The sequence below is a fragment of the Desulfitobacterium sp. PCE1 genome, from assembly GCF_000384015.1.
In the GTDB taxonomy this organism is placed as follows: domain Bacteria; phylum Bacillota; class Desulfitobacteriia; order Desulfitobacteriales; family Desulfitobacteriaceae; genus Desulfitobacterium; species Desulfitobacterium dehalogenans.
The window spans coordinates 3,223,753-3,250,079 of record NZ_KB913023.1; the positions used below are offsets into that span (position 1 = coordinate 3,223,753).

Consider the following 26,327-nt stretch of genomic DNA (forward strand, 5'->3'; position numbering starts at 1 on the left):
TTCATTTTTACCCCTTCTAAAAGAGTCCTGGCACTTTATTTTTTACTACATCTATGGATTAAATTTATCCAGCTTGGCTACATGACCCAAAACGACTGGATTAAAGGCTATCGGCCCCGGGCCCCGGGAGATGATGATCTTGACGGTATCCCCTTTATTAACCAGTTCACCCGGTCTCGGAACAGTATCCATCACCACATCCGGGGGGTATTCGGTAGAATTCACACTATCTCCCAATACCACGACCAATTCATATTGCTTTAAAATCGCTTGAGCGTGATCCGATGATTGTCCAATAACGCTGGGCAAAGGCGTCGGTTTGTCCACTTTTCCAGCGCTGACGGTTAAGCTGACTAAACCATTTTTAAACCATTCTACACCGGGAGCAGGATCCTGCCCCACCACAATATCTTTCGGCTGGGAAGAGTTTTGATCCTCCTGGACAGAGATGTTTTCTTTTTTGAAACCCATACTTTCTAAAGTATTAAGGGCCGCTTCCCGAGTGGTGTTTCCGGTTTTAAAATTGGGGAATATCACCGGCTTAGAGCCTAAGCTCACCCAGACCTTGATGCCCCGTTCTTTTTTTACAACGGCACCCTCTTCAGGGTCAGTGCGCGTAATCTTCCCCTTCTCCACTTCATCATTGTATTCTTCCTGAGTGTTCGGGTCTAAGTATAAACCGTTTCGTTCAGCAAAATAAGCTGCATCCTGAATTGTTTTTCCCACCAACGGAGGAACTGTGGTGGTCCCTACATTAAACCATTGCGAGAAAACAGCCCAGCCTCCCCCCATGATCAGGACAAAGGCAAGCAAAGCTACCCATGGCCAGCGTTTACGAAATAGTGGGACCTTGGTTTTTTTCCGGCCTGCTTCTTTTTCCTCGGAAGCTAAAGCGGAGTTCACCCCCGCGCTTAAGGAGCGATGAACCCGGGTGCTTTCCAAGTCCTGGTCCTCATCGACTGTCTTGTCCACAGGCAAGCCGGCCTGAACTTTGCGAAGATCCTGCAATAAATCTTTGGCCGTGGCATAACGCTGATCCGGAGATTTGGCAATGGCTCTCATCACCAGATTCTCTAGAGCAGGGCTGACCCTGGCGTTCAGCTTGCTGGGAGGGACGGCTAATTCCTGCAAATGCTTGAGGGCAATGGAAATCGGGGTCTCCCCATCATAAGGCACCTTGCCCGTCAAAAGTTCATAGAGAATAATCCCTAGGGAATAAACATCGGATTGCTCATTGGTCTGAACTCCCCTGGCCTGTTCCGGTGAAAGATAATGGACCGAACCTACAATATCTCCAGTATGGGTCATGGTTGCCGCTGAAACAGCCCGGGCAATTCCAAAATCCGTGACCTTAATCCGTCCATCCTCTGTAACAAGAATATTATGAGGTTTAATATCCCGATGAATGATATGATGCTCATGGGCATGACGAATGGCTTCAGCAATCTGCATGCCCAGATCCAAAGTCTGTTCTGTGGATAAGGGCGCATAATTGCGAATAATATCCTTCAGGTTCTGCCCTTCAATATACTCCATGACGATGTATTCCGTCTCTCCATCCTTGCCTACATCATAGATGGATACGATATTGGTATGGGACAAACTGGCTGCCGACTGTGCCTCTCTCCGAAAACGGCGAACGAATTCCTCATCTGCCGTAAATTGCTCACGGAGAATTTTAATGGTGACGATCCTGTTCAATAAAAGATCCTTAGCTTTGTAGACAATGGCCATGCCACCGGATCCTATTTTTTCGATTATTTCATAGCGATTACTCAAAATTTTGCTCACGAGTTATCACCTGCTTTCTGCCTTAATGCGGTCTCAATGATTGCTCGGGCAATAGGCGCTGAAGCCCCTCCCCCGGTACCCCCATTCTCGACAAGGACTGCTACAGCGATCTGGGGATGTTCCGCCGGAGCAAAAGCAATATACCAAGCATGGGTCCTAACATTTCCTCCCGGTTCAGCCGAACCCGTTTTGGCGGCTACCTGAAACCCAACAATTCCGCCAGGAGCCGCTGTCCCCTCATTAACAGCCGTGATCATGGCACTTTTAATCCTTTCCGCTTCTTGAGAAGAGAGAGGGGTTAACCAGGGCTCGGGTTTCTTCCTATAGAGTACATTCTGGTCCTCATCCATCACCTGTTCCACAATGTGGGGTTTCATAATCACCCCTTCGTTGGCGATGCCTGCTGTAATCAGGGCCATATGGAAGGGTGAAACCAAGACTTCTCCCTGCCCGAAAGCACTGGCCGCCAGCAGATTATCATCCATGCGGTGAGGCACCGCTTCTTCATTGGTCAAGGTACTGCGCTTCACCGGCAATTCGAAAGGTATCTCCTGGCCAAACCCGAAGGATTTGGCCGCTTCCAGAAAAACCTTATCTCCCGCTTCCACACCAAAGGATGCAAAATAGGTATTGCAGGACTCAGCCAAAGCGAGGTTATAATTCACCCAGCCATGGGCTTTGTCATTTTGTTCACGGATCACTTGTCCATTGATCACCGCTGTACCTGTACAATGATAGAGATCGCTTGTATCGATTCCTGCCCGCAGGAGTGCCGCAGAAGTCATGACCTTTAAAGTGGACCCTGGTGTATAAAGAGCAAAGGCATGATTTAAAAAGGGACTCCCCGGATTCTTACTGATGTTCTCCCAGTTCTCATCTATTTTATTTCCGTCAAAACTCGGCTGACTGACTAGGGCCAGGACTTCCCCATTGCGAGGGTTGATGGCCACCGCCGAACCAATCTTTCCTTTTAAGCCTTCATAGGCAATCTTTTGCAAACCATAATCCAAAGTAAGGACCACATCATTGCCCCGGCGGGGAAGCTGGAATACCTGCTCCAGGGTCTGTTGTGCCGTAGCATCTTTGATCCCTAAAAGCCAATCTCCGAGATAAGCCTCCAATCCGGCCGAACCACGGAGCAGAGTCGCATAACCTATAAGGGGCTCTAAAGCTTCACCTTTAGGGTAAATTCGAGTTTTTTTGTCTTCATTCACTTCAGTCTGAGCCAATACTTCGCCATTTCTGTCGAAAATTCCTCCCCTAACCACCCGCTGCTCCATAAGAATAAGCCGGCGATTGGCAGGGTTATCCATCAATTCCGTCGAACGTACCACTTGCCAATAGACAAGACCAAAGCTTAGGCCAATGATGCTTAAGGAGAATCCTATGGCTACATTTCTTAAGCCCTTTTTCATGCGGCATACTCCCTTCCCTTATTCTTGATATGCGAAGGACCTGTCGCTTCCGCATGAGAAATATTGGCTAAAATTCCGAGAAGCAAAAAATGAATAAGCAGGGAGCTCCCTCCATAACTAACCCAAGGCAGGGGGATTCCCGTTAAAGGCAAGAGCTTGGTGACTCCGGCCAGGATAATGATGGCTTCCGTCCCCACCAGAATTCCGATACCTGCCGCTAAAATCTGGCCAAAGCGGTCTGTCGCTTGAATACTAATATGAAATGCCCGCAAAACCACTACCAAAAAGAGCACCAATAAGGCCATAGCACCGGCAAATCCAAGTTCTTCCGCAATGATGGAAAAAATAAAATCCGTGCTGGCAGCAGGCACCTGAGAAGCTCCGATACCATTGCCCAGGCCGGTCCCCAGAATCTTCCCTCCGGCAATGGCAAAGAGGGATTGAGCAATTTGATATCCTCCACCACTGGGATCACTCCAGGGATTGAGCCAGGTGGCAACACGAACTCGAACATGCCCAAAAAGAAAATATCCTAAAGTTCCTGTACATAAGAAGACAGGCAGAGCAACACCGAGATAAAGGACCCGCTCTGTCACCACATAGAGAACCAACATATACAGGGAATAGAACACCAGGGCTGTACCTAAACTCTTTTGAGCGGCTAACAAGAGGAGAGAAAATCCTCCCATGACCAAAAAGGGTCCAAGGGTCCGCCAGTCCGGCAAAGAAAGCCGGCCGATTTGTACTGTCCCAACCCGCAGAACCTCCTCATGCTCACTCAAATACGAAGCGAAGAAGATGAGCATAGCCACCTTAACTAATTCCTCTGATTCAAAGCTCATGCCCCCGATATGCAGCCAACTGGTTGCTCCCCCTTGGGTAATCCCAAAAAGCAGGGTGATCAGTAACAGGACCACAGCGCCTAAACCAGAAAGATAACGAAAACGCCCTAAGGCTCGATAATCCCGCAGGGCATAGAGAACGCAATAAAAAATAAACAGCCCCAGACAAGCCCACCAGAATTGTTTCAAGGCAGAGGCCGGCCGTATTCGCGTTATAAAGACCAGTCCAATCACGAGAATAAGCTGAACTGTCGGCAACAGGTAGGGATCCCCTTTATAGGCCACAAGCTTTTCCAAAGCTGCACCGATTAAGAGCAACAGTGAAAAAACCCCTGCCTGCCAAAGGATTTGCTCGTTGGTTTTACCATCTAAGGTCAAGACACCCAATCCGACCCAGAGGACACTTAAGATTAATAAACGTAATATCCAGACCCTTTTCATTTTGTCACTCCGCAATACAGCATAGCGCTGTAAAATTATCGGGTGCACCTCGTTCTATGATCAGCTGATAAATGCGCTCCAGGTGCTCTTCCCACGAACATTTCTGCAAGAACTCCTCTTCTAACTCCCGATCACTCATCACATTGGATACCCCATCCGTACAGAGAAAAAAGACATCTCCCGCCTGAAAGTCCAGGGATTGGGAGTCAACCTCTACGTCCCATCCGGCTCCCACCGCTCTTACCAGCATATGGCGCTTGGGATGGCTATCCGCCTCTTCCGAAGAAATCTGTCCCAGACGGACCAGCTCACTCACTAAAGAGTGATCACGGGTCAGCTGAACCAATTGCTCATTGCGCCATACATAGGCTCTACTATCCCCTACATGGGCAAGGACGACCTTACTTTCTCTAAAGACCAGGACCGTCAAAGTCGTGCCCATTCCTTCAGTAGCAGGGTTCCGGGTAGAGCTCATATACACTTCCCGGTTGGCTCGAATCAAAATCTCCCTGACTTGATTCTCCAACTCGTCATCCCCTTGGTCCACTAAATGTGGAGCACTCTTGGTCAATTCATCAAGTGCTGTCCGTGCTGCTACTTCTCCCGCAAGATGCCCTCCCATACCGTCGGCTACTGCATACACGCCGTACTCCGGCAGAATCAGGTAGGCATCCTCGTTATTTTTGCGCACACAGCCTGTTTCACTAAAGCTTAGAACTCTCATTTTGCCACCTCGAATATTGGAAGGTAATACTTCCAATTTTCACATAATCTCCAGCAACCAGTTGAACCGGGGAGTAGATCCGCTCTCCATTGACCCAGGTTCCGTTGGTGCTTCCTAAATCCTCCAGGGTCGTCACCCCTTTATGATGACGTACCAGGACATGGTCCATGGAAGCGAAGTGATCGGCTAAAACCACATCGTTATTCTTCCCACGGCCTATTTTCAGGCCTTTTTGGTCAATTCGAAACACACGGCCTTTAGGCAAGTGCTCTCCCCCTGAGAGCACTTCAAAGCGCCCAAAATCCTTTTCCCCCTTGCGAATTAACCCCTTAACCTGCAAATCCGCTAATAAGGCCGTAAGAATACGAAAAAGAAAGAGATAAATTAATCCAATGAAAAGTATCCTTCCCAGTACTAAAATTCCTTGCATAGAAACCTCCGCGCTCTACTAACCTCTATTCCTAAAGCAGGCAGTTTATCGGTGGCGTAGGATGAAGACCGTTTGCCCTATTTCAACCCGGTCCCCTAAGCCTATTTTTTGCTTAGCAATCCTCTGCCCATTAAGCCAAGTTCCATTGGTACTGCCTAAGTCATCAATCACCCAGTCTTCTCCTCCGCCGCTGAGCTTGAGATGCCTCCGCGATACCTCAGGGTCCTGCAAGACGATTTCACATTGACCATGCCGTCCGATATGGATGTTCTCTTCCTCCAAAGGGAAAGTTTTTCCAGAGTCCGGTCCCTGAATTATTTCGAGGACATAACGAATTTTCCTGCTCTGTTCATAGGAATTTCGGAGATCATAAGGAAGCTCCCCTTGAAAGATATTGGTCTGATCCCGCCAATCCGAAGACTCGCTGGATTCCTGAGACTCTTCTTCGTACTCGTCATCGTCTTCCCAAAAGACCTCGATGGAATCGTCAAAATCCACTTCAATGAACATTTCATGGGGTTTCACTGTATCATCGGAGTGGAGTTCGATCGAGGGCTTACTTAAAAAAGTAAAGCCACTTTTCTTTCCCTCTGCATACAGATATTTGGAAAGCTCAATCAAAAAAGCATCCCCAAAATTAGCAAAAGGACTCCAATCATTGGAGTGGAGAAAAACCCGATAGACATTGGGCACATAGACTTGGGAAATGCTCACCTGCTTGTTTTTCTGCATGATGCGAACCAGTTCTTTAGCCAATTCAACAGGTTGCAGTCGGGAATTATTATTCTTTTTAAACATACCCGTAAACAAACTTTCAGCTACTTCTTCAAAACGGGCCAGTAGGTTCATTTTGCTCACACTCCAATTGCCGTCTTAATTGGCCGCAGGCTGCATCGATATCCGTTCCTTTTTCTTCACGAACAGAAACGGGGATTCCCATACTCTCTAAAATCTGAGCAAACTTCTGAATCTCCTTGGGAGTAGGCCGGGCCATTCCAGTTCCTGCTACAGGATTGACCGGAATGAGATTCACATGGGCTAATTGTCCTTTTAAGAGATGTCCTGCTTCTTCAGCGGCTTCCGGGGTCGCCTGACCGGAAATTAAGGCCATCTCGAAAGTGATGCGACGGTTCGTCAAATGAGTATATTCTTCACAGGCTTCCATAAGTTCTGCTAAAGGATACCTGCGATTCATAGGAATGAGTTGATCCCGAGTCTTGTCATAGGCACTATGCAGAGAAACCGCCAACCCTACTTGAGGGTTATCTTTGGCCAGTTGCCGGATTTTTGGTGCTACCCCGCTGGTGGAGATGGTCATTCGTCTCATCCCAATCCCTTGACCCGACCGATCATTTAGCAGTTCGATGGCTTTGAGGACCGCATCATAATTTAATAAAGGCTCTCCCATGCCCATAAAGACAATATTCGTGACCTGAAAATCCGGATCCTCTTGACGCATGATGTAGGTGATGTCCAAAACCTGACCCAAGATCTCCCCAGGGCTTAAGTTTCTCCGCAATCCCCCTAGTCCGGTAGCACAGAAGGCACAGCCCACAGCGCAACCGATCTGGGTAGAAACGCAGACCGTGTGGCGATCTCTGTTCTTCCGACGATCATAGTCCATCAACACACACTCGATAGTTTCGCCATCAGTACAACGGAAGAGGAATTTTCGAGTACCATCTTGAGAGATCTGTTCCTTGACTTTCCTCAAAGGTTGTAGGAAGAGGCCTTCTTGCAGCTTTTGCCGATCCCCTGCTCCGATGTTCCTGATCTCTTCCCAGTCTTGAACAGCTTTCTGCTGGACCCATTGAAACACTTGGCGTCCCCGGAATTCCGGCAGTCCCAGCTCTACACAATGCCGGGTTAATTCCCTTTGATTCAAATCTCGGCAATCCATTCTCTTCATAGTATTCACCCAAATCTTTCCACCTAAACTTCACCTCGGCGAAATTTCGCTAAGAAAAAGCCATCCATACCCTGTTTATGGGGCAAAATCTGCAGAAACCCCTTGGCGGCTTGTTTAATATCTTGTTCAGATTTTAAGGAATAAGGAAAATCCTCGGCGAGATTAACGGGAGTAAACTCGGGGTATTTGGCACGAAAAGCCTTAACCACTTCGAAATTTTCCTCAGGCTCAATAGTACAGGTAGAATAGACTAGCTCTCCACCTAGAGCAACGCATTGAGCCGCCCTCTCCAATAGTGCTAATTGCAACTCAGGTAAGGCCTTAATTTCTTCCTCTTCCTTATTCCAGCGCATATCTGCCCGGCGACGAATTACCCCAAGCCCTGAACAAGGCGCATCCACCAACACTTTATGGTAGGAAGAATCCTCTACCCCTGCCAGTTCCCGGGCATCCCCTGCCTGGGGGTGAATGATAGTAATTCCCAGGCGTGCGGACAGATCCTCGATAAGTTTCACCTTATGGGGATGGATATCAAAAGCGAGAATTTCGCCCCTATTCTCCATCCTTTGGGCCAGGTGGGTGGTTTTCCCTCCCGGGGCACCGCAGGCATCCAAAACCTTTTGCCCGGCTTGGGGATTCAAAACATGGGCAATCAATTGAGAGCTTTCATCCTGAACGGTAAAGAGCCCTTCTTGAAAGCTGGGCAGTTTATCCAGGGATCCGAATTCTTCTATTACCAGGCTTTCCGGAACCCGTTCCCCAAGGGTCACCTTTACGCCTTCTCTCTCCAGCCTTTCTTGTAAGCCTTCTCGAGAAATCTTCAGGGTATTGGTACGGATCCAAACAGGTGCGGGCTCATTATTGGCTTGGCATAAGGCTTCAGTATCTGTCATCCCATATCGTTTCAACCAGCGCTTCACCATCCACTCGGGATGAGAATAGCGCAGGGAGAGATAACGTATGGGCTCCCTCTCCTTGCTAGGCCAGGAAATATCCCAACTGCTTTCGAAAACTCTCCGTAATACACTGTTCACTAAGGATGTGTACTTGCCCTGATGCTTTTTGGTCAATTCTACTCCTTCGTTGATGGCCACAGCTTCGGGAATCCTAGAAAGGTAGAGAATTTGAAAGGTACTGATTCTGAGAATCCAACGTACCTCATGGGGTAATTGAGATAAAGGTTTGCGAAGGTGACGCCTTAAAGCATAATCCAGGGTGAGGCGACTTTTTAAAGTCCCATTGACCAGGAGAGTGGTCAATTGACGTTCTCGAGGATCGTTTAAATCGTGAAGAGACTTTTGCATTACCAGATTGGCATAAGCTTTTTCTTCCTCTATACGCTGGAGAATCTGTACAGCCAAGGCTCTCGCGGTCATTTTATTCATCCTTTGTCCATCCTTCACGAGAAACCCTCTCCCACCTGTCCATGACGACCTAAGAAAAAGTCCCGGGCCGGCATGGGCTTCTTCCCTGCAGGCTGCACCTCAGTAATCCGGATCAACCCTTCCCCGGTCTGAACGAGCAGGCCCTGAGAGTTACATTCTATAATTTCACCCAGTTTAAAATCATATCCTTTTTCTTCTGCAGAGACGGTTGACTTCCATACTTTGACCGTTTCTCCTCTAAAGGTAGTATAGGAACCGGGCCAAGGATTCAGTCCGCGAATTTGATTATGAATAGCTTGAGCACCGCGCGCCCAGTTGATCTTCTCGTGCTCCCGGGTGAGCAGGGAGGCATAACGTACGGGCCCCTTTTGAGGTGTTCTGGGCAATTCTCCCTTTTGGAGCTGCTCCAAAGTAGTGATTAAAAGCTGAGCGCCGGCTTGAGCCAGAGCGTCATGAAGTTCCCCGGTGGTGGTATCCTCTCCAATCGGATGCTCGGCCTTTAGGAGCATATCCCCCGTGTCCAGCCCTTCATCCATCTGCATAGTCGTAACGCCGGTCTTTTGATCTCCCTCAAGGACAGACCAATGAATGGGTGCGGCACCGCGCCAATCCGGCAAAAGGGAGGCATGGACATTGATGCAGCCGTAAAGGGGCAATTCTAAAATTTCTTTGGATAATATTTGTCCATAGGCCACCACGATGATGACCTCCGGGGCCAGTTCCTTCAAGGATTCCAGGCCCTCGGGGCTTTTTACTTTGTGAGGCTGATAAACAGCAAGCCCCAGGCTTTGGGCGGCTACTTTAACCGGGCTGGGCTTCAGGTTCTTTCCCCGGCCGGAAGGACGATCCGGCTGGGTAAAAACTCCCACCACGTCGTGACCGTGAGCCGCTAGGGCTTGGAGGGTTGGAACGGCGAAGTCCGGCGTTCCCATGAAAACGAGTCGCATAGTGATTGCTCCTAACTATGTATTGAAAGTTCGAAGGTTTCAAGTCGTTCTAAAGTTTATAATTTGAAAGCTAATTCTCCAGGATTTTGCTTTACGCCGTTCGCTCCATAAGCTGCGCGGACAAAACTAACGCTCAAGCACTCCGCTCCATCGGGGACCCTGCTAAATCGGCTCCTGCCTCATAGCAGGGTTGGAAACGTCCTGTTTCCAACCCGACTCCGCTGCGTGCTTTTCGCGAAGTTTTGTTTCCGCTCGCTTAAATTCGCTTACTCTTGTAAGGCAAAATCCTTGGGTGGTCTTTCAAGTATCTTTTTTGGCATCTTTTCAGGATGTTTTCAGGAAGTTTTTCGAAGGCTATTTTAATAAAGGCCTGAAAAAAGACTAAAATAGTAACCCCAATGACCCGCAAGTGTAGCTTTACGCACAAGAGCGAACGGTTTTAGCGGAGGGGCGGTCAGGTTAACGAGGCTTTCTTAACTTAGTCGAGCCACCGGTTCACATCAGGTATTACCCAGAGGTTTGGCTCGGCTGTTAAGAAAGTGAGTTGACCAGCCCAGGAGCTATTGAGTAAGCGATGTGCGTAAAGCTACACGACCCGAGCAAGCTTTTCATTCACTATCAGCAGCGTGAAAGGCTCCTCCAGTATCCTCCAAGGAGTATTTACCTGCGATAGGTTTTCTTCGCTTTGTCGACGAAGAGTATCCCTTCCAAATGGTCGATTTCATGCTGCAGGCAGCGGGCCAAGAGCCCTTCCCCTTCAATGACCTGGAGTTCTCCCTTGCGATTGAGAGCTTCTACTTTGACTTTGGCTGCCCGGGCTACCTGACCGGTTACACCGGGGATGCTTAAGCATCCTTCATCATCAAGGTCTTCTCCCTCTTTTTCGATGATGACAGGATTGATTAATTCCATGGGGCCTTCTCCTACATCGATGACGACGACACGTTTTGAGACTCCCACTTGGGGGGCTGCCAGGCCCACCCCATTGGCATCATAGAGTGTCTCCAACATATTATCTAAAAGCTTTTCAATATTGGGTGTTATCTCTTTTACAGGAACAGCTTTCTCCCGCAACACTTCAGAACCGATTTCTACAACCTGATAAATCGCCATTTCACGATTTCCCCTTTCTTCTCGCTTATCATCATTATATTACATGTCCATAGTATTCGACAGTGTCTTACATACTTAATGGATCCACTTCGATATTCAGTTGAATTCCCGAACTGATGGAATCTCGTGCAAAACGTTGGACACCTTCATGCAAGAATTCACGTAATGCATCCATCGATTTTCCTTTGACCGAGACCTGCCAGCGAAAGTGATTTTTAAGGCGAGGCATCACAGCCGGAGCAGGGCCGAGAATATCTAGGGAAGTATTCCCATTTTCGTCGGATACCATTCCTAGTTTTAAACAGCTTGCTAAGCTATGAGCCCCTTTTACCACTCTTTCTTCCTTTTCATGAATAAGGGTCACCCGAATGACATGAGTAAAGGGAGGGTAATTTCTCGCCTTCCGATAGCCGATCTCTTCCCAAAAGAATCCCTTAAAATTATGCTGCGAGGCTTGAATAATCGCCCTGTCTTCGGGGGCGTAGGTCTGAATTACGACCTGCCCGGGCTTTTGACTGCGGCCGGCCCGACCGGCCACTTGGGTTAGGAGCTGGAAGGTTCTCTCCCTGGCCCGAAAATCCGGCATATTCAGCATTTGATCAGCTGCCACAACTCCCACTAAAGTGACATTAGGAAAATCAAGCCCCTTGGCCATCATTTGCGTACCCACAAGAATATCCGCCTCCTGCCGGCGGAATTTTCCCAGGATGTCCTCATAGGCATCTTTGGATCGGGTGGTATCAAAATCCAAACGGAGGATTCGTGCTGCAGGGTAAAGCCCTTTAATCTCATCTTCCACCCGCTGAGTCCCTTGCCCAAAAAAACGAATATAGCGACTGCCGCATTCGGGGCAAGTACGGGGAGGAATCTCTTCATGATTACAATAATGACAACGCATAATATTGCCTTGACTGTGGTAAGTCAGAGCTATATCACAGTCATGACAGCGAATCACATAACCACATTCCCGGCACACCACAAAGGTAGAGTAACCGCGGCGGTTTAAGAACAACATGCACTGTTCTCCCCGCTCCAAAGTCCTTTTTAATTTGTCCTGAAGGGCGAAGGAAAACATACTGCGATTCCCTTTAATCAATTCCTCCCGCATATCCACTACTTCTACAGGAGGAAGGGGACGTTGGTTGACCCGATTTTCCATCACAAGCAAAGGAACTTTACCGGTCTGAGCTGCGGCATAGGCTTCCAGGGAAGGGGTAGCGCTTCCCAAGAGTACCACTCCCTGAAGTTGTTCCATCCGTTTACGGGCCACATTGCGCGCATGGTATTTGGGATTTTCCTCTTGGCGGTAAGCGCCCTCATGCTCTTCATCCAATATGATCAGGCGCAAATTAGGCAAAGGAGCAAAAACCGCTGAACGGGCCCCAATAACAACCCTGATTTTACCCTGGAGAATATCCTGCCAGGCCTTGGCCTTTTCCCCGACTTGTAATCCTGAGTGGAGTACAATTAACTGCTCTCCGAATTGCTCTTGGAAATAGCGGGCGATCTGAGAAGTTAAAGAAATCTCAGGAACCAGTAAAATGGCTGAACCACCTTTTGCCAATACTTCCCCAATCAGCCTCTGATAGACCTCTGTCTTTCCGCTGCCGGTTACCCCATGCAAAAGAAGGGTTTCATATCGCTGTTTTTCCAGTGCCTTGGTAACCTTTCCGCACACTTTCGCTTGTTCCGGAGTGAGTTCCCAGCGGCAATCCGACGCTTTGTGAGCATCAAATTTGACATAGGCCTCATGAGGAGTACCGTTCATTGATTCTATATCCTCTACCCCATTAAAAACCCTCTCTTTGGAAGTAAGAGCAGTCTGAACGCTTCGGGGAACACCCGATGTAAAGCGGGACTCCAGTTTGATCCAGCCTTGCTTGGCCAGTTGTTCTACTTGAGTCTTGGATAATCCGGAACGCTTAAGATAAGTACTTAAGGGCAAGGCCTTATTCCGCGACCGAAAGAGAACCGCTAAAGCTTGATAGGTCTCAGAATCCAGAATTTTTAAAGTCTTAACATCTTCATCCTCTTGCGAGGCAAGGGGAAGGACATACTCTTCCACCTTACCCTTAAGAAGGGGCCAAACGGTATGAAGGCTTTGGGCGATGGAGCAGATCGTCGTCTCCGCCAGCCACAGAGCCAAATCCATAAGGTCTTCAGGCACTACATTCGTCGTGTCAACAATCCCCAAAATAGGTTTTAGGGTTGGGTTGACCATATCCTGGGGTAACTGCTCCGTTAGTCGGACCACTACTCCTTGGACTTGACGATATTGCAAAGGCACAAGGACCCTCATCCCTCTTTTGAGAGATATCCCCTCAGGAATCTGATAGTGAAACACTTGATCGAGGCGACGATTGGCCACATCCACAAGAACTTCTGCATAATGCACTTTCATCGCCTCCTTAATTCTTTCTTAAGTCTTAATTTTATCATAAAAGCTGATAAATACCTAAAACCTTACTCAATGAACACAATCCAAAAAGGGATGCCGGCTTTTCCAACATCCCTCAAAATCCCAAACTATAGCTTCGTTCACACCACGGTAACAGCTGTTCCTGAGACGCTCACCATAAGCATGCTTCCACTTTGACCGACCACTTCATAGTCGATATCCACACCGACCACAGCGTTGGCTCCCATACGCGCAGCATTTTGTTCCATTTCCTTTAGGGCTATTTCACGAGCATCATGAAGTTTTTCTTCATAGGCTCCTGAACGGCCGCCAATAATATCAGTGATGCTTGCAAACACATCCCGCACTATGTTAGCACCCATAATAGCTTCGCCCGTGACAATTCCATGATAGCTTTGAATCTTGCGACCATCAATATTAGGGGTTGTTGTGACAATCATAAAACCATACCTCCTAGTTTATATCAGCTCAATTAGAAATTAATTCTCTGAAAAGAAAAAGAGTCCTGCTTTTTTATGGACTAATATTCTCTTCGTTTCGCTATTTTACGTCTGTAAACTTACAGAATAGACGAAATAATAACTTAATCTTCTTTCTAAGAACATCATCCCAAAAAACTCTTGCCAAACTAATTTTACTTATGCTATGCTCTAAACAAGGTAAATATTCCGTGACCTTTAAATTAGTCCCGTGAGGCTAAGAAGGAAATGGCGTACCATGAACTATGTGCATGGACACCTCTTTCTTGCTTGCGGGCAAGGAAGAGGTTTTTTGTTTTCAACTAAAAGGAGGATGATCCATGATTAGAGAAGTTCAGATTCATGAAAGACTCTCTCTTGCCCAAACGATACCCCTCGGATTACAACATGTTTTTGCTATGTTCGGAGCCACAGTACTGGTCCCCTTCCTCACCGGATTAAGTCCGGCGATCGCACTTCTCTCCTCAGGGATTGGAACCATCGTCTTTCTTCTTTTGACCAAAAGTCAAGTCCCTGCTTATCTCGGCTCATCCTTTGCTTACATTGCCTCCTTAACTTATTTCGTTAAGGATCAAAACAATTTAGCCGCTGCTATGGGCGGCGCCCTTACCATCGGAATTATTTATGTCCTTTTGTTTGCACTTATGAGTTACTTTGGAAGTTCCTGGGTTCATAAAATCGTTCCCCCGGTGGTCGCCGGTCCTGTCGTCGCTATTATCGGCTTAAGCTTAACCCCGGTAGCTGCTGATATGTCCGCCAATAACTGGTATATTGCTATCTTTACTCTAGCAGTTACCGCTTTTCTGAGTATCTACGCCAAAGGTTTCTTAAAGATTATTCCGATTCTCACCGGAATCGTCGTCGGCTATATTGTCGCTGCCTTTGCCGGTTTAGTAGACTTCACCGGAGTGACGGCTTCTCTTAATGACATCATTGCCTCCCCGGTTAACTTCGACACCTGGCAGGCTCCTGCCTTAGATAAAGCCGCACTTTTTATGTTTGCTCCCCTGGCTTTTGTCACCATTATTGAAGATTTAGGTCATATGATTGTCCTGGGAAATATCACCCATTCGGATCCCATCGAGAAGCCAGGATTCAACCGAGTCTTACTGGGTAATGGTCTTGCCACCGGAATCGCCAGCTTCTTAGGCGGCCCTCCGGTGACCACTTACGGTGAAAACATCGGTGTACTGGCGGTCACCCGTGTCTATAGCACTTTCAATATCTGGGTAGCAGCCTTTATCGCTATTATCCTGAGTTTTGTCAATCCTCTTCAGGCTTTGATTATGTCCATCCCCACAGCGGTTATGGGTGGCGTATCCCTTTATCTCTTTGGTATGATCGGAGTCACCGGTCTTCGCACCCTGATTGAAGCTCGAGTGGATTTCTCTAAGAACAAGAACTTAATTATCGCTTCTGTCATCTTTGCCGTGGGAATCGGAGTCTCCAGCCATGGTGTAGCTTATGCCACTTTAGCAGGGATTATCCTCAATCTGGTTCTCCGTGAAGAGAAGGATGAAGCGGCCGAAAATAAAAAAGAAATCGCTTAAGGAATTTACGATTAAGCACTAAGACGAAAGCGCGTTGGTTTGAGCCGGCGTGCTTTTTCTCATCTTTCAGAATTTCATGCTGCTGACGGCACCAGCAGATGATAAGAAACTCAGGGGATTTCCTTAGCTCCTAATCAATGATATGATGGGGCTATAACTTGCTGTAAGCAACAATCCCCTATATAAGCTCCTTTTCACTAAGAATAACGAGCTTAGACTTTACCCTGTAATAATCATAGTAGAAATAGGAGGTTATCATGCTTTACGATCCCTTGTATCATCCTTATCCTTCAAAGCGATCCTTAAGTTATGCGAACCGGGGAATGGTAGCGACTTCCCAAGCACTGGCCGCTCAGGCCGGTCTGGACATCCTTAAAAAGGGCGGAAATGCCATTGATGCGGCCATTGCTACTGCTGCTTGTTTAACAGTGGTTGAGCCCACATCCAACGGCATCGGCGGCGATGCTTTTGCTCTCGTCTGGACCAAAGGCCAGCTTCATGGACTGAATGCCAGCGGGACAGCCCCTGCTTCCCTCTCCGGTCACGATCTCATTAAAGCCGGGCATAAGGAAATGCCCCAATACGGTTGGATTCCCGTGACGGTTCCGGGAGCACCTGCGGCTTGGGCTGCCTTATCGGAACGCTTTGGCCGGCTGCCTCTGAGTGAAGTTCTCAAACCGGCCATAGATTATGCGGAGAAGGGCTATCCTGTCTCTCCTGTGCTTGGTCAGAATTGGCAAATAGTTTACGAGAAATATTCCAAAGATCTCAAGGGGGAAGAGTATGAATCCTGGTTTAAGACCTTTGCTCCCCAAGGACGTGCCCCCTTCATCGGCGAGGTGTGGCGTTCCCCTGACCATGCTCGTACTCTAGCCCAGATTGCTGAAAGTAAGGCCCAAGCCTTTTATAAGGGAGACCTAGCGGATCAGATGGTTGCCTTCTCCCAAAAATACGGCGGCTATCTCCGCAAAAGGGATCTGGAAGAGTATCAACCCCTCTGGGTGGATCCCATTAATGTAAATTACAGAGGCTATGATGTCTGGGAAATTCCCCCTAATGGTCATGGCTTAGTAGCCCTCATGGCTCTTAACATTCTTAAAGGATTTGAATTTTCCGCTAAGGACACCCTGGACACTTATCATAAGCAGATCGAAGCCATTAAACTGGCTTATATGGATGGACGAAAATATATAGCAGATCCTCGGAGCATGGAAGTTAAAATCAGCGATCTTCTTTCAGAAGGATATGCCATGGAACGCCGCAAGCTTATCGGCAAGACTGCCCTTCTCCCAGAGCCGGGCACCCCACCTAAAGGGGGAACAGTTTATTTAGCTACAGCCGATGATGAAGGCAACATGGTTTCCATGATTCAGAGCAATTATATGGATTTCGGATCAGGACTCGTAGTTCCCGGAACAGGCATTAGCTTGCATAATAGAGGAAATAATTTTTCTCTTGATCCACACCATGTTAATTTCTTAGAACCAGGTAAACGCCCCTATCATACGATTATCCCCGGATTCCTCACCAAAGATGGAAAAGCAGTGGGACCCTTTGGCGTCATGGGAGGATTCATGCAACCCCAAGGACATGTACAAGTTCTTATGAATACCATCGACTTTAATTTGAATCCCCAAGCCGCTTTAGATGCCCCACGTTTCCTTTGGGTCAAAGACCGCCATGTTCAGGTCGAGCGTTCCCTCCCCTTTCATATCGGAGATGGCCTCAGCCGTATGGGCCATGAGATCGAGTGGAGCGCGAATACCGGGCTCTTTGGACGAGGACAGATCATTTGGCGTCATGAAAACAATGTATTATTCGGCGCCACTGAACCGCGAACTGATGGCATTGTTGCCGCTTGGTAAGTCTAAGATAGAAAGCACGGGTACACCGTGCTTTTTTGCGTCTTTGCGTGATGTCACTCTTATTTATAGAAAAATACCTATGGCAACATATCCAGGTTAGTGATTCTTATCGACCGGCCTTCCATGCCTGCAGCCAATCCATAACCCGTCCTTTTGCCTGTGGATTGGCGGCCTTCACCGCCTGGAGCCATGCCAGATCCTCCGGCGTATCCAAATCCCGCCGGACCGGCCCCAATCCTACACGTAAGCCGTGCGCAGCGCAGCAGGCCATAGCGTCGGTCAGAACGCTGCCGGTGCCGTACCGCTGCCCCTGGAAGACGGGGCGGAAGGGCGTGTGCATCCCCACCAGCCAGTACCCTCCATCGGTTGAGGGGCAAAATACAATATCGTTTTCCCCCAGCATTCGGCCCGCTTTTTCCACGTCCTCAGCGTCGAGGAGGGGCAGATCGGAGCCCAGAAGCAGGCAATTTTTATGACCAAGGGCCAGTACAGTGTCCAGGGCATTGTGCATCCGTTCTCCCAAATCTGCCCCGTCCTGAGGATACAGGTGCGCCTTCTCCGGCAGTCCATCCAGTAGCCCAACCGGCCCCTCATCCGAGTAAAAGATGAAAAGTTCCCGGTCCAGGGAGGAAAGGGTATGGGCCGTGTCCAGGGTCATGGCCTTCTGCAGGGCGGCACATTCCGCTCCGCTTAAAAAGGGCATCAGCCTGGTCTTCACCCTGCCCGGTACGGTTATCCTCGTAAACAAAATCAGCGCACCTTTACTCATTGCTTTTCCTCACATCGCGATACGCCTGGCTGATGGTCCCGATGTCCACGCCCCGGCGGTACATAGCCCGCAGCCGCTGCATGTCCCAAGTCACCCGGAAAACCCCTCCCTCATGGAAACGCCGGGATGAGGTTATTATCCGGCTCTTTACCTGCACCGGAAATACCTTCATTCCCTTCAGCCGCAGGGAGAGCTCATAATCTTCCATAATAGGCAGCTCCGGAAAGCCCTCTACTTGCTCAAAAAGGGCGCGGGTCATAAAGATCCCCTGATCTCCGAAGGCGATGTGCCCCCAGCGCACCCGCAGGTTGGACATGTACCCCCCGAACCGGTAGGCAAAACCGGTGTCGTCAAACCGAAGGGTGAGACAGCCCCACCTCGCTCCCCTGTCCACAGCAGCCCGAATGTGGAAGAGAGCGTCGGCAGGGATGGTGCTGTCACAGTGGAGAAAGAAAAACACATCCCCCTGAGCCTCGGCTGCAGCCCGGTTACACTGGGCCCCCCGCCCTTTGGCCCCGGTTATCATTCGGCGGCCCGCCAGCAGCTCCAAAGTACCGTCGGTGCTCCCCCCGTCGGAAAACAACACCTCATACTCCCCCTCCAGTCTATCCAAGGAGGATAAAAGGTTGGGCAGGGCATGTACCTCGTTATAAACCGGGATGATAACGGAGATCATACCCTTTCCGTAGCTCCGCCGCAGCTGGAGCCCTGTCCCGCCGTACAGGCGTAGCAGTGTTTTCCAAAGCGAATTTTGTGCTTCGCGATGGGCTTGCCCGTCCAGTCGAAGATCGTGGCGCCGCCTGCCGCAGGAACATCCGCCGCCTGGTTAAAGTCGCAATTGTAGAGCCTGCCGTCCCACCCCACTGACACCTGGAAGCGGCACATCATGCCCTCCAGGGTTCCGGCGTTAAAGGCTCCGTGGAGTTTGAGCATGTAGTCCTCCAGGTTGCCGGAGCGCTCCAGGAAGGCCCCGAAGCGACCGATGGGGTTATTGGTAATGGTGAACAGATGGTTGAAGACCACCCCGTACTCCCGCAGCAGGTGTTCCTTGTATTCCGCCTCCATAGCGGTCTGGGACGGGGGTAGAAAGGCCCCGCCCGGGTTATGGACCAGATTAAGGACTAACCCCGGGTCTTTGCCGTAGCCCACCGCATTCAGCCGTTTTATGGCCTCGATGGATCGTCGGAAGACCTGATCTCCCCGCATACGGTCGGTGCTCTTGGCGGTGTAATGGGGTAGGGAACAGACCACGTTCACGCGGTGATCCCGGTAGAATCCCGGCAGGTCGGTATACCCTTCTTCCAATAGGATGATCAGGTTAGTGCGCACGATAACATGAGAGCACCGCTTGGCGCACTCACCCACAAACCAGCGGAAGTGGGGATTGAGTTCGGGGGCCCCGCCGGTGATGTCCACCGTCTCGAAGGAATTCTCATCCAAGAGGCGCAGGCAGGCTTCCATCACCTCCCGGCTCATCACCTCGGTCCGGTTGGGTCCGGCCTCCACGTGGCAATGCTTGCAGGCCAGGTTACACCTCTTTCCTACGTTGATTTGCAGCACCGAAAGCTGCTCGGCGGTATCCATCAGAGCTTTGTCCTCAAATTTGGTCTCAAAAGCCGGGATGCAGTCCAGCCTTTCCAGTCTCGCATCACCCATGGCTTACAGTTCCAATTTCTTCACGATATTTTTCATCTGTACTCCATGGACCAGGCTGGCTCCGCCCCGAATAGCGCAGGCCACATGGATAGCCTCGGTCATCTGTTCCTCTGTGACCCCCTTGGACAGGCAGTCCTGAGTATAGGAGTCGATGCAGTAGGGGCACTGGACAGCTGTGGCCACGGCCAAGGCGATGAGAGACTTCTCCCTGGCTGTCAGGTTCCCCTCGGCAAAGACCGCACTATAATAGCCCATGAATTTCTCCCATAGCTCGGGGGCGCACTCCCCCATAGTGCCGAATTTCTCCAGATCCTTTGCCTCATAATAGGTTGCCATAGTGCATTTCTCCTTTATTTCCTGAATTTTCTTCGCGCCCGGTTTAAAAGGGCGCGGGCGGCATCCGGCTCCTCCTCTACTCCCAGCAAGGGGGAGAGGAGATGGCGCACTTGGCCGCAGCCGTGGCGCTGGAACTGTCCGGAGCAAGAAGCACAGTAGGTATAAATAGTCTCCCCCGCCGCTTGCTCCTTCGCTAAGGCACACAGCTTGTCTCCCGCCGCCGGGCCATGGATGGCGATATCCCCCCGCAGGCCGCAGCAGGGAACTCTCTCCATGGTACGCAGGCCCTCCAGAGGCAACAGTTCACTGATCTCCTCCAGAATACGCCCCTCCTTCCGATCGGGACAGGGGCGAAAGACGACCCCAGACGGGGGCAGACCTTGGCAGGCGTAACCCCAGCGGGAAAGCAGAGCGTAGACACTAATCACCGGCAAATCCAGAGTTTCACCGAGATATTCCATGCAGTTGGGACACAGACAGACTACCTCACCTACGCCCAGCCGCTCTAGCCGCTTAGTCATGCCTTGCGTGATCCGCACCGCGTCCCGCTCCCGCTTCAGCTCCGCCACCGGCTTGCCGCAGCAATCGTAGGCCACGCCCACCCCATGCTCCCGGCACAACACCGCCAGTGCATCCATAGTCCTGGGGAACTGGGAAGGGAAGCTGCACCCTGAAAAGAGCAGGGTGGTACAGGACTCTTGAGGGTAATTGCGGAAGGGATAATGGCTCTTTTCCAACAGAGTCATGAGCAGTCCCGTATTCACTCCTTCAGCCCCTTCTTTTTTAATATGAAAGATGTGGCCAGCACAACGGCCAGCAATGCCCCAGCGAGTATTAGATAGGGGCCCCGCCTCTCCGGACTGGCCATCCCCGCCGCCCCTACGGTATAGGCCGCAGTGCCCGGCAGCATGAAAAGCGCCGAGTATAGGGCGTAGGGCAGAAATCTAATGTCGGTGATGCCATAGGCAAAATTTTGCAGATTATAGGGAAAGACCGGTACCAGCCGGGTGATCGCCAGCAAAAATACATCGCTCCTCCCCGCCCCCGTAAAGAGCAGGTGGTTGAGATATCTGTTCTTTGCCAGCTTAGGCTTCAGGGCATCCTTAAGGAAGTAGCGCCCTACCAGAAAAGACAGGCAGGCGCCCAAGGTCACGGCCAACCAGCAGGCCAAGGTGCCCCACACAGGACCAAAGAGCAACCCTGCCGCAATAGCAAAGGTCACCCCTGGCAGAGCCAGCAGCACACAACCGGCCACGGTGAGGGCCCCGTAGATCAAAAGGGCCAAGGCTAAGTTATCCTCCAGAGCGCGCCGCATAACGGGCAGATCCTCCTGGTTAGCCAGATACTCCGACCAGCCGAAGATAGAGTTGCCGATTAACACCAACGCTACCAAACCCAGGAAGGCCCAAGGTTTCCTACTTCCCATCCGCGGTTTTTTTCTTCCGGTCATGATAGATTTTCCTGAACAGGTAGACTAAGACCGTGAGGGCGAAGAGGATCATAAGGGCGGTGACGAAGAGTTTGGCCCCTCCGGTGAGCATGCCCCCCACATAGGAGTACACAATAGTGGCTGGAAGCTGCCCGATGCCCGTAGCCAGGAAAAAACCCCAAAAGTTCATGCCTGTCAGCCCCGCAGCATAGCTCACCAAATCGAAGGAGACGAAGGGGAGCAGGCGGCAGATAAGAATAGTATGCTTTCCGTACTGCTCGAAAAATACATCCACGCTGCTCAGCGCCGTCCTGGAGGCCAGCTTTTCCACCGCATCCCGCCCCAGAAATCGGGCAAGCCAAAAGCAGATTGCCGCTCCGGCCATGGCGCTGGACCAGGAGAGTATGGCCCCCTGCCACCAGCCGAAGATGATGGCGTTGGCAAAGGTAATCAGGAAGGCAGGAATAGGGGCAGCAACGGACTGGAGGATCATCAGGCAGAAGGAAATGGCGGCAGCCCAAAGACCGAAGGAGCGGATGTACTTCACTACCCGGTTGACATCCATTGAGGAAAGCAAGGCGAAGACTGAGCCAAGCCCGGTCCTAAGGGAAGGCACAATAAGGCAGACAATTACCGCCAGGACAATGGCTGCCAAAACAATCCACTTCGCATATTTTTTTGGCCGTCTTTGTTCGTTCATTGACATCACCCCATTTCTATGGTGGGCAAGAACCTCCGCCGGGCACAATGTGCTAAAGGCTGCCAGGGGGAGCAATAGTCCCCTGGCAGCCCTTCGCCGCATCGAATTCTCTCTCCGGACATCTGCAAAAATCACATCTTCACTGCCCATTCAGTCTTTATCTACTGAAGATCGACGATGTACCAGCCGGTGAATAGTGTGGTCACCACAGAGGCGACCTACTTGGGAACGACAGAATCGTTGACGGTGGACGTATACTCAGGGAATTTCCACCCCTCACCGCCGCCCTCCAGAATAAATAGACGCTCGGCCGCAATGCCCTCGTCCTGTAACACGGAAATAGCCCGTTTAGCCCCCTTATTGCCGGTCTTGCAGACTATCACGATGGGGTCATCACCCTGGAGATTGGGCACCGCGTCTTTCAGCACCTTTTCAAGCTCCTGAGTATCCACGGGATAGCTGGGCACATGGTAGGCACCGGGAATATGGCCTTTCGTATACATGTCATCCGGGCGGCTGTCCAGAATGATGATGCTCTCCTTTGTATCCAGCATGGCCTTAGTCTCGTCGGCAGTCTTGTACTGCCAATTGATCGCTGCGTCTGCACGGTCAGAAGCAACGGAACCGCCGCCTGCAGCAGAACCACCAACGGGAGCTGAAGCCTGGCTACAGCCTGCCAGCAGGGAGATTGCCATGATCAGGCACATTGTTAGGGATAGCAATTTTCTCATAGTTGGGTAGTTTCCTCCTCTTTCATTCTCTTTAATTTTCACAATTATCACACATTCGATTATAATCGCACACATTTCGATGCGTCAAATTGAAAATTGCTATCAGATACTAATGCACTATAGGTTTTTTATATAGATCCAAGACCGCCATGTTCAAGTGGAGCGTTCCCTCCCCCATCATCTTTAGCTAAAAACAAAAGAAACGGGAATAGAAATACCCGGAACAGCGGATGATACCTTTGAAAAACTAAAATTTATTGAAAAACTCGGGGTATTTTGAAAGGAGTTTGAAACATGGCGGAAAGAAACATTCTGGCTTATTTCAATACGGTAGAACAGGCTGAAGTTATTGCCAACCACATTAAACGCATGGGTATTAAAGATGTTCAAATCGATAGAATCCATAAATTCCCTGAGGGTGCTGCAGATCATCTGATGAATCCGGTCACAGGCCAAATCGGAAGCTTATCCGATTTGACTCTGGGGGATATAAGCGGCGATGTAGGTCCTCTGACCGCAGCAGATACTTCAGCCAGCGGTATGAGTGACGGGGGCGGTACAGCCGTTTCCGGCCGAGATATCTTACTGGCGGCTATTGTAGATGAATCGCAGTTTGAACAGCTGCGTCAAGAAATTGGCGAACAAGGCGGCCTCATCTAGTTAAACCTGGCCAGAATGAAGAACCCTGACCACTTATTAAGCGACCAGGGTTCTCTTTACGAGTAAAAAGAAACAGCTCTCAGCGAACCGGTTCTCATAAACACGACTGCAATCAGCAATTATTGGAACCTAGTTCCCTCATAGTACAATTTCCCTTAAGATGGCAAAAATCGCAATGGATTTTACCCTTGAAGTCCGGTAAATTGCTTCCTACTCCCATAACCATAGCTATGGATTTTTTGGGAAGCATGAGGTTGGAGTCTGTAAGGCTGATACCAATCCGCTCCCCTTTCAGGTAATCGATAATGGACCTTACATCTTCGAGTCCTTTCCAGTAGGAATGTCCCGGCCCTAAGGAAAACGTCGTGTCAAGCTGTTTTTCCTTATAGAGCCTCTCGATTTCGGAGATCGAATGATAGGCCGCTTTGGCCATGATCGCCGATCCGGCTGCATCCAGGATAAAGGCTTCCAAGGTTTTACCTCGATGGGTATAGTCCTTTACTCTTTCATCAATAGTCTCACCGATGGTCATAGCAAACAAAACCACACCATCTGCCGAGCCTAGCACTTTAGGTAATAGACTCCCCTTAAAAGTAAGTCCGTCCTCTAGATAGAGTTCCTGCTTCCCCGAACCGATCACTTTGACTTCCTGCCAGATGATTCTTACCCTTGCTAATCCCTTAGCTTCCTCCAATAGTTTCCTATTTAAATCGACCATTTCCTGTTTGGGTGAGCGTTTGCTCAGGTCTGCTCCCTGGGCAGCAAATAGTTCTTCTATAGTTACCTCCGGCATCAGAGCCTCAAAGGGTCCTGTTTCTGCCATATCATCCTCCGCCCCTCAATCCAACTTAAAGTAGGTATTCTCCGCAAAAATAGTATTAAATCCTGGATAACTGCCCAGTTCAACAAAGGAAACCGCCCCGGCAAGATCTTCAGCCCGGGAAAATTCCTGTGCAGAAAGCAAGGCGATTTTCGCTCCATTCCCTGCCGCGTTGCCGATCGTCTTGATCCTGTTCTCCAGCTCGCGGGGAATCAAGCCTATGACACACGCACTATGGGGATTTAGATAATTTCCGAAAGCCCCGGCCAGCAGAACTTCTTGAATATCATTACACTCAATGCCCATGGCCTCCTGCAAAATCCTCACACCAGCTGCAATGGCCCCTTTAGCCAGCTGAAGCTCGCGAATATCGTTTTGAGTAATCATAATCGGTCTGCCATGTCGGGTTTGCCCTGCTTCAACCAGTTGAAAAGCTAAGGCTCCTTCATATTTAACGAGTCTATCCATTAATTTAAGGGCTCTGGGATCTGTGAGCTTTTCAGGCTCTAAGAACTTACCCCGTTTATTGATCATGCCCAATTCTACAAATCCTGCTACTCCGTCGAGGAGAGCAGAACCACAGATTCCTATAGGGCGCCCGTTGCCGATGACGGTATATTCCAAACCGTCCCCAAATGAGATATGATCAATAGCTCCATCGGCGCCCCTCATTCCGTTTGTTATCTGGGCCCCTTCAAAAGCCGGACCGGCCGCTGCTGAACAAGCAACCATCCGGTTCTTTGAACCTAAGACAATCTCTCCATTCGTACCAATATCTAGCACGAGGGTAACGTGATCACTTTTTTCCAGCTCTGTAGCTAATAAAACAGCGGTAGTGTCTGCACCCACAAATCCTGCAATATTGGGTAGGACGAAAACCCGACCGGCGCCATTGATTTCCAGTCCCAAGTCCGCAGGATCCACTACCAGTCCCTGGTTAATGGCCGAAACATAGGGTGACATCCCAATGGTTCGAGGATTTATACCCAGGAAAAGGTGATGTATTGTTGTATTGGCTGCAACAGAAACTCCATAAATTTGATTTCTGCCGGCCCCTACCTTGTCAGCAGCTTCTCCGATAAGCCTGTTCATAGCCTCTGTTACCGCCTTATGCAGGGCATCCAGACCCTTCTCTTCTTTCCCTGCAAAGGTTATTCGGGATATGACATCCCCACCATATTGAGCCTGAGGATTAAGGGTAGATACGACTTCAAGCTCTTTGCCTGAATTTAAATCCATCAAATATCCTACAATCGTCGTCGTCCCGATATCGAAAGCCATCCCCAACATGGTCAACCCTGTATCGCCCGGTTCTATCCCCAATAGTTGAGAACCATAAACTACGCTCGTCACCCGGTTATCCGACTCCCTGATCCTCTCCGGCAACTGACGGAGCAGGGGGAGAGGAGCCTGCAAATCTTGCACACTGCAGCCATGCCCTGCCAGGCTTTCCTTTAATCGCTGCCAATCCGACTTATGCTCACTGAGAGAGGGTTGGGCGATTTCCGAAAACACTTTCGATAGATGGGGATGAATATGAAACTGTTTGTCCGCAGAATGACTCAAAATATTGTGTTGCAACTGTTTGGGACTTTGAATTTCTACCATCATATCCCTATTTATTTTTGTAATACAAGCCAGCCGAATGCCTTCGTCTAACTCCTGGCTTGTCAGGCGGTCTTTATCGATGGCAGTGAAATCCTCCAGGCCCTCTATAACCTTTACCCGGCACTTTCCGCATTTTCCCCTTCCTCCGCAAGGGAAATCCTCTCCCAGCCCCGACTGGTTCATGGCTTCCATGATGGTGGTGCCGGCTGTCACCGGTACGCTGATTGCTCCAGGTTGGAATATGATCCTAAGGTTTTTCAAGAACAATGCCTCCTCCCTATGCACCCACAGATAAAAACTTATACATT

At 49.8% G+C, this 26,327-nt stretch carries 25 protein-coding genes; 3 read left to right on the forward strand and 22 right to left on the reverse strand.

Annotated elements, in window-relative coordinates; translation table 11 throughout:
- Positions 1-51: 51 nt before the first annotated feature.
- From pknB to DESPCE1_RS0116205, 12 genes are all read right to left on the reverse strand, one after another.
- Positions 52-1,791 carry a Stk1 family PASTA domain-containing Ser/Thr kinase gene (gene pknB / locus DESPCE1_RS0116150; RefSeq protein ID WP_014795068.1) on the reverse strand — a complete coding sequence of 580 codons (1,740 nt, stop codon included), beginning with the start codon at positions 1,789-1,791 and terminating at the stop codon, positions 52-54.
- Complete coding sequence (locus DESPCE1_RS0116155; RefSeq protein ID WP_014795069.1) at positions 1,788-3,206, reverse strand: penicillin-binding protein 2; 1,419 nt, start codon at positions 3,204-3,206, stop codon at positions 1,788-1,790. The genes pknB and DESPCE1_RS0116155 overlap by 4 nt, the downstream gene beginning before the upstream one ends.
- On the reverse strand, positions 3,203-4,489 hold the full coding sequence (locus tag DESPCE1_RS0116160; protein ID WP_014795070.1) for an FtsW/RodA/SpoVE family cell cycle protein: 1,287 nt from the start codon (positions 4,487-4,489) through the stop codon (positions 3,203-3,205). The genes DESPCE1_RS0116155 and DESPCE1_RS0116160 overlap by 4 nt, the downstream gene beginning before the upstream one ends.
- 4 nt (positions 4,490-4,493) lie before the next feature.
- Positions 4,494-5,213, reverse strand: coding sequence for a Stp1/IreP family PP2C-type Ser/Thr phosphatase (locus DESPCE1_RS0116165; protein WP_014795071.1), 720 nt, complete (start codon positions 5,211-5,213; stop codon positions 4,494-4,496).
- Positions 5,194-5,643 carry an FHA domain-containing protein gene (locus DESPCE1_RS0116170; protein ID WP_014795072.1) on the reverse strand — a complete coding sequence of 150 codons (450 nt, stop codon included), beginning with the start codon at positions 5,641-5,643 and terminating at the stop codon, positions 5,194-5,196. The genes DESPCE1_RS0116165 and DESPCE1_RS0116170 overlap by 20 nt, the downstream gene beginning before the upstream one ends.
- A gap of 45 nt (positions 5,644-5,688) precedes the next feature.
- Positions 5,689-6,492 (reverse strand): FhaA domain-containing protein, encoded by an 804-nt coding sequence (locus tag DESPCE1_RS0116175; RefSeq protein ID WP_014795073.1) that lies wholly within the window; start codon positions 6,490-6,492, stop codon positions 5,689-5,691.
- Complete coding sequence (gene rlmN, locus DESPCE1_RS0116180; protein ID WP_014795074.1) at positions 6,470-7,561, reverse strand: 23S rRNA (adenine(2503)-C(2))-methyltransferase RlmN; 1,092 nt, start codon at positions 7,559-7,561, stop codon at positions 6,470-6,472. Before rlmN ends, DESPCE1_RS0116175 begins: the two co-directional genes overlap by 23 nt.
- 14 nt (positions 7,562-7,575) lie before the next feature.
- Entirely contained in the window at positions 7,576-8,937 is a 1,362-nt protein-coding gene (gene rsmB / locus DESPCE1_RS0116185) for a 16S rRNA (cytosine(967)-C(5))-methyltransferase RsmB (RefSeq protein WP_028305602.1), read from the reverse strand.
- 14 nt (positions 8,938-8,951) lie between these two features.
- Positions 8,952-9,884, reverse strand: a complete 933-nt coding sequence (gene fmt / locus DESPCE1_RS0116190; protein WP_014795076.1) for a methionyl-tRNA formyltransferase — start codon at positions 9,882-9,884, stop codon at positions 8,952-8,954.
- 660 nt (positions 9,885-10,544) lie between these two features.
- Positions 10,545-10,997 carry a peptide deformylase gene (def, locus tag DESPCE1_RS0116195; RefSeq protein ID WP_019851054.1) on the reverse strand — a complete coding sequence of 151 codons (453 nt, stop codon included), beginning with the start codon at positions 10,995-10,997 and terminating at the stop codon, positions 10,545-10,547.
- A gap of 67 nt (positions 10,998-11,064) precedes the next feature.
- The gene (gene priA / locus DESPCE1_RS0116200; protein ID WP_019851055.1) at positions 11,065-13,392 is read right to left on the reverse strand and encodes a primosomal protein N'; all 2,328 of its coding nucleotides are present in this window, start codon (positions 13,390-13,392) and stop codon (positions 11,065-11,067) included.
- Positions 13,393-13,535: 143 nt separating this feature from the next.
- Positions 13,536-13,856: a heavy metal-binding domain-containing protein gene (locus DESPCE1_RS0116205; RefSeq protein WP_014795079.1), complete on the reverse strand. Its 321-nt coding sequence runs from the start codon at positions 13,854-13,856 to the stop codon at positions 13,536-13,538.
- A 359-nt stretch (positions 13,857-14,215) separates the two neighbouring features.
- Between DESPCE1_RS0116205 and DESPCE1_RS0116210 the strand changes: the two genes are divergently transcribed.
- Complete coding sequence (locus DESPCE1_RS0116210; protein ID WP_019851056.1) at positions 14,216-15,445, forward strand: solute carrier family 23 protein; 1,230 nt, start codon at positions 14,216-14,218, stop codon at positions 15,443-15,445.
- Positions 15,446-15,702: 257 nt separating this feature from the next.
- Positions 15,703-17,310, forward strand: a complete 1,608-nt coding sequence (locus tag DESPCE1_RS0116215; protein ID WP_019851057.1) for a gamma-glutamyltransferase family protein — start codon at positions 15,703-15,705, stop codon at positions 17,308-17,310.
- Positions 17,311-17,416: 106 nt separating this feature from the next.
- On the opposite strand, the gene DESPCE1_RS0116220 is transcribed toward DESPCE1_RS0116215, so the two are convergent.
- The 8 genes from DESPCE1_RS0116220 to DESPCE1_RS0116255 form a co-directional block, all read right to left on the reverse strand.
- On the reverse strand, positions 17,417-18,079 hold the full coding sequence (locus DESPCE1_RS0116220) for a TIGR04282 family arsenosugar biosynthesis glycosyltransferase (protein WP_019851058.1): 663 nt from the start codon (positions 18,077-18,079) through the stop codon (positions 17,417-17,419).
- Positions 18,072-18,755 (reverse strand): TIGR04283 family arsenosugar biosynthesis glycosyltransferase, encoded by a 684-nt coding sequence (locus DESPCE1_RS0116225; RefSeq protein ID WP_019851059.1) that lies wholly within the window; start codon positions 18,753-18,755, stop codon positions 18,072-18,074. The genes DESPCE1_RS0116220 and DESPCE1_RS0116225 overlap by 8 nt, the downstream gene beginning before the upstream one ends.
- A complete protein-coding gene (gene arsS, locus DESPCE1_RS0116230) occupies positions 18,752-19,735 on the reverse strand; it encodes an arsenosugar biosynthesis radical SAM (seleno)protein ArsS (RefSeq protein WP_019851060.1) in 984 nt (327 codons plus the stop codon). Before arsS ends, DESPCE1_RS0116225 begins: the two co-directional genes overlap by 4 nt.
- 3 nt (positions 19,736-19,738) lie before the next feature.
- Positions 19,739-20,071, reverse strand: a complete 333-nt coding sequence (locus DESPCE1_RS0116235; RefSeq protein ID WP_019851061.1) for an arsenosugar biosynthesis-associated peroxidase-like protein — start codon at positions 20,069-20,071, stop codon at positions 19,739-19,741.
- Between the two features lie 14 nt (positions 20,072-20,085).
- Complete coding sequence (locus DESPCE1_RS0116240) at positions 20,086-20,835, reverse strand: (Fe-S)-binding protein (RefSeq protein WP_019851062.1); 750 nt, start codon at positions 20,833-20,835, stop codon at positions 20,086-20,088.
- Positions 20,832-21,497, reverse strand: a complete 666-nt coding sequence (locus DESPCE1_RS0116245) for a TVP38/TMEM64 family protein (protein WP_028305603.1) — start codon at positions 21,495-21,497, stop codon at positions 20,832-20,834. The genes DESPCE1_RS0116240 and DESPCE1_RS0116245 overlap by 4 nt, the downstream gene beginning before the upstream one ends.
- On the reverse strand, positions 21,487-22,206 hold the full coding sequence (locus DESPCE1_RS0116250; protein WP_033422472.1) for a TVP38/TMEM64 family protein: 720 nt from the start codon (positions 22,204-22,206) through the stop codon (positions 21,487-21,489). The genes DESPCE1_RS0116245 and DESPCE1_RS0116250 overlap by 11 nt, the downstream gene beginning before the upstream one ends.
- Positions 22,207-22,418: 212 nt before the next feature.
- Positions 22,419-23,006, reverse strand: a complete 588-nt coding sequence (locus tag DESPCE1_RS0116255) for a rhodanese-like domain-containing protein (protein WP_242835403.1) — start codon at positions 23,004-23,006, stop codon at positions 22,419-22,421.
- Between the two features lie 219 nt (positions 23,007-23,225).
- On the opposite strand from DESPCE1_RS0116255, the gene DESPCE1_RS0116260 reads away from it, so the two are divergent.
- Positions 23,226-23,591: a hypothetical protein gene (locus DESPCE1_RS0116260; protein WP_014795090.1), complete on the forward strand. Its 366-nt coding sequence runs from the start codon at positions 23,226-23,228 to the stop codon at positions 23,589-23,591.
- Positions 23,592-23,703: 112 nt separating this feature from the next.
- Here DESPCE1_RS0116260 and DESPCE1_RS0116265 read toward each other — a convergent pair whose 3' ends face one another.
- Entirely contained in the window at positions 23,704-24,414 is a 711-nt protein-coding gene (locus DESPCE1_RS0116265; protein WP_019851066.1) for a vitamin B12 dependent-methionine synthase activation domain-containing protein, read from the reverse strand.
- A 15-nt stretch (positions 24,415-24,429) separates the two neighbouring features.
- Complete coding sequence (locus tag DESPCE1_RS0116270) at positions 24,430-26,280, reverse strand: ASKHA domain-containing protein (protein ID WP_014795092.1); 1,851 nt, start codon at positions 26,278-26,280, stop codon at positions 24,430-24,432.
- Positions 26,281-26,327 lie beyond the last annotated feature (47 nt).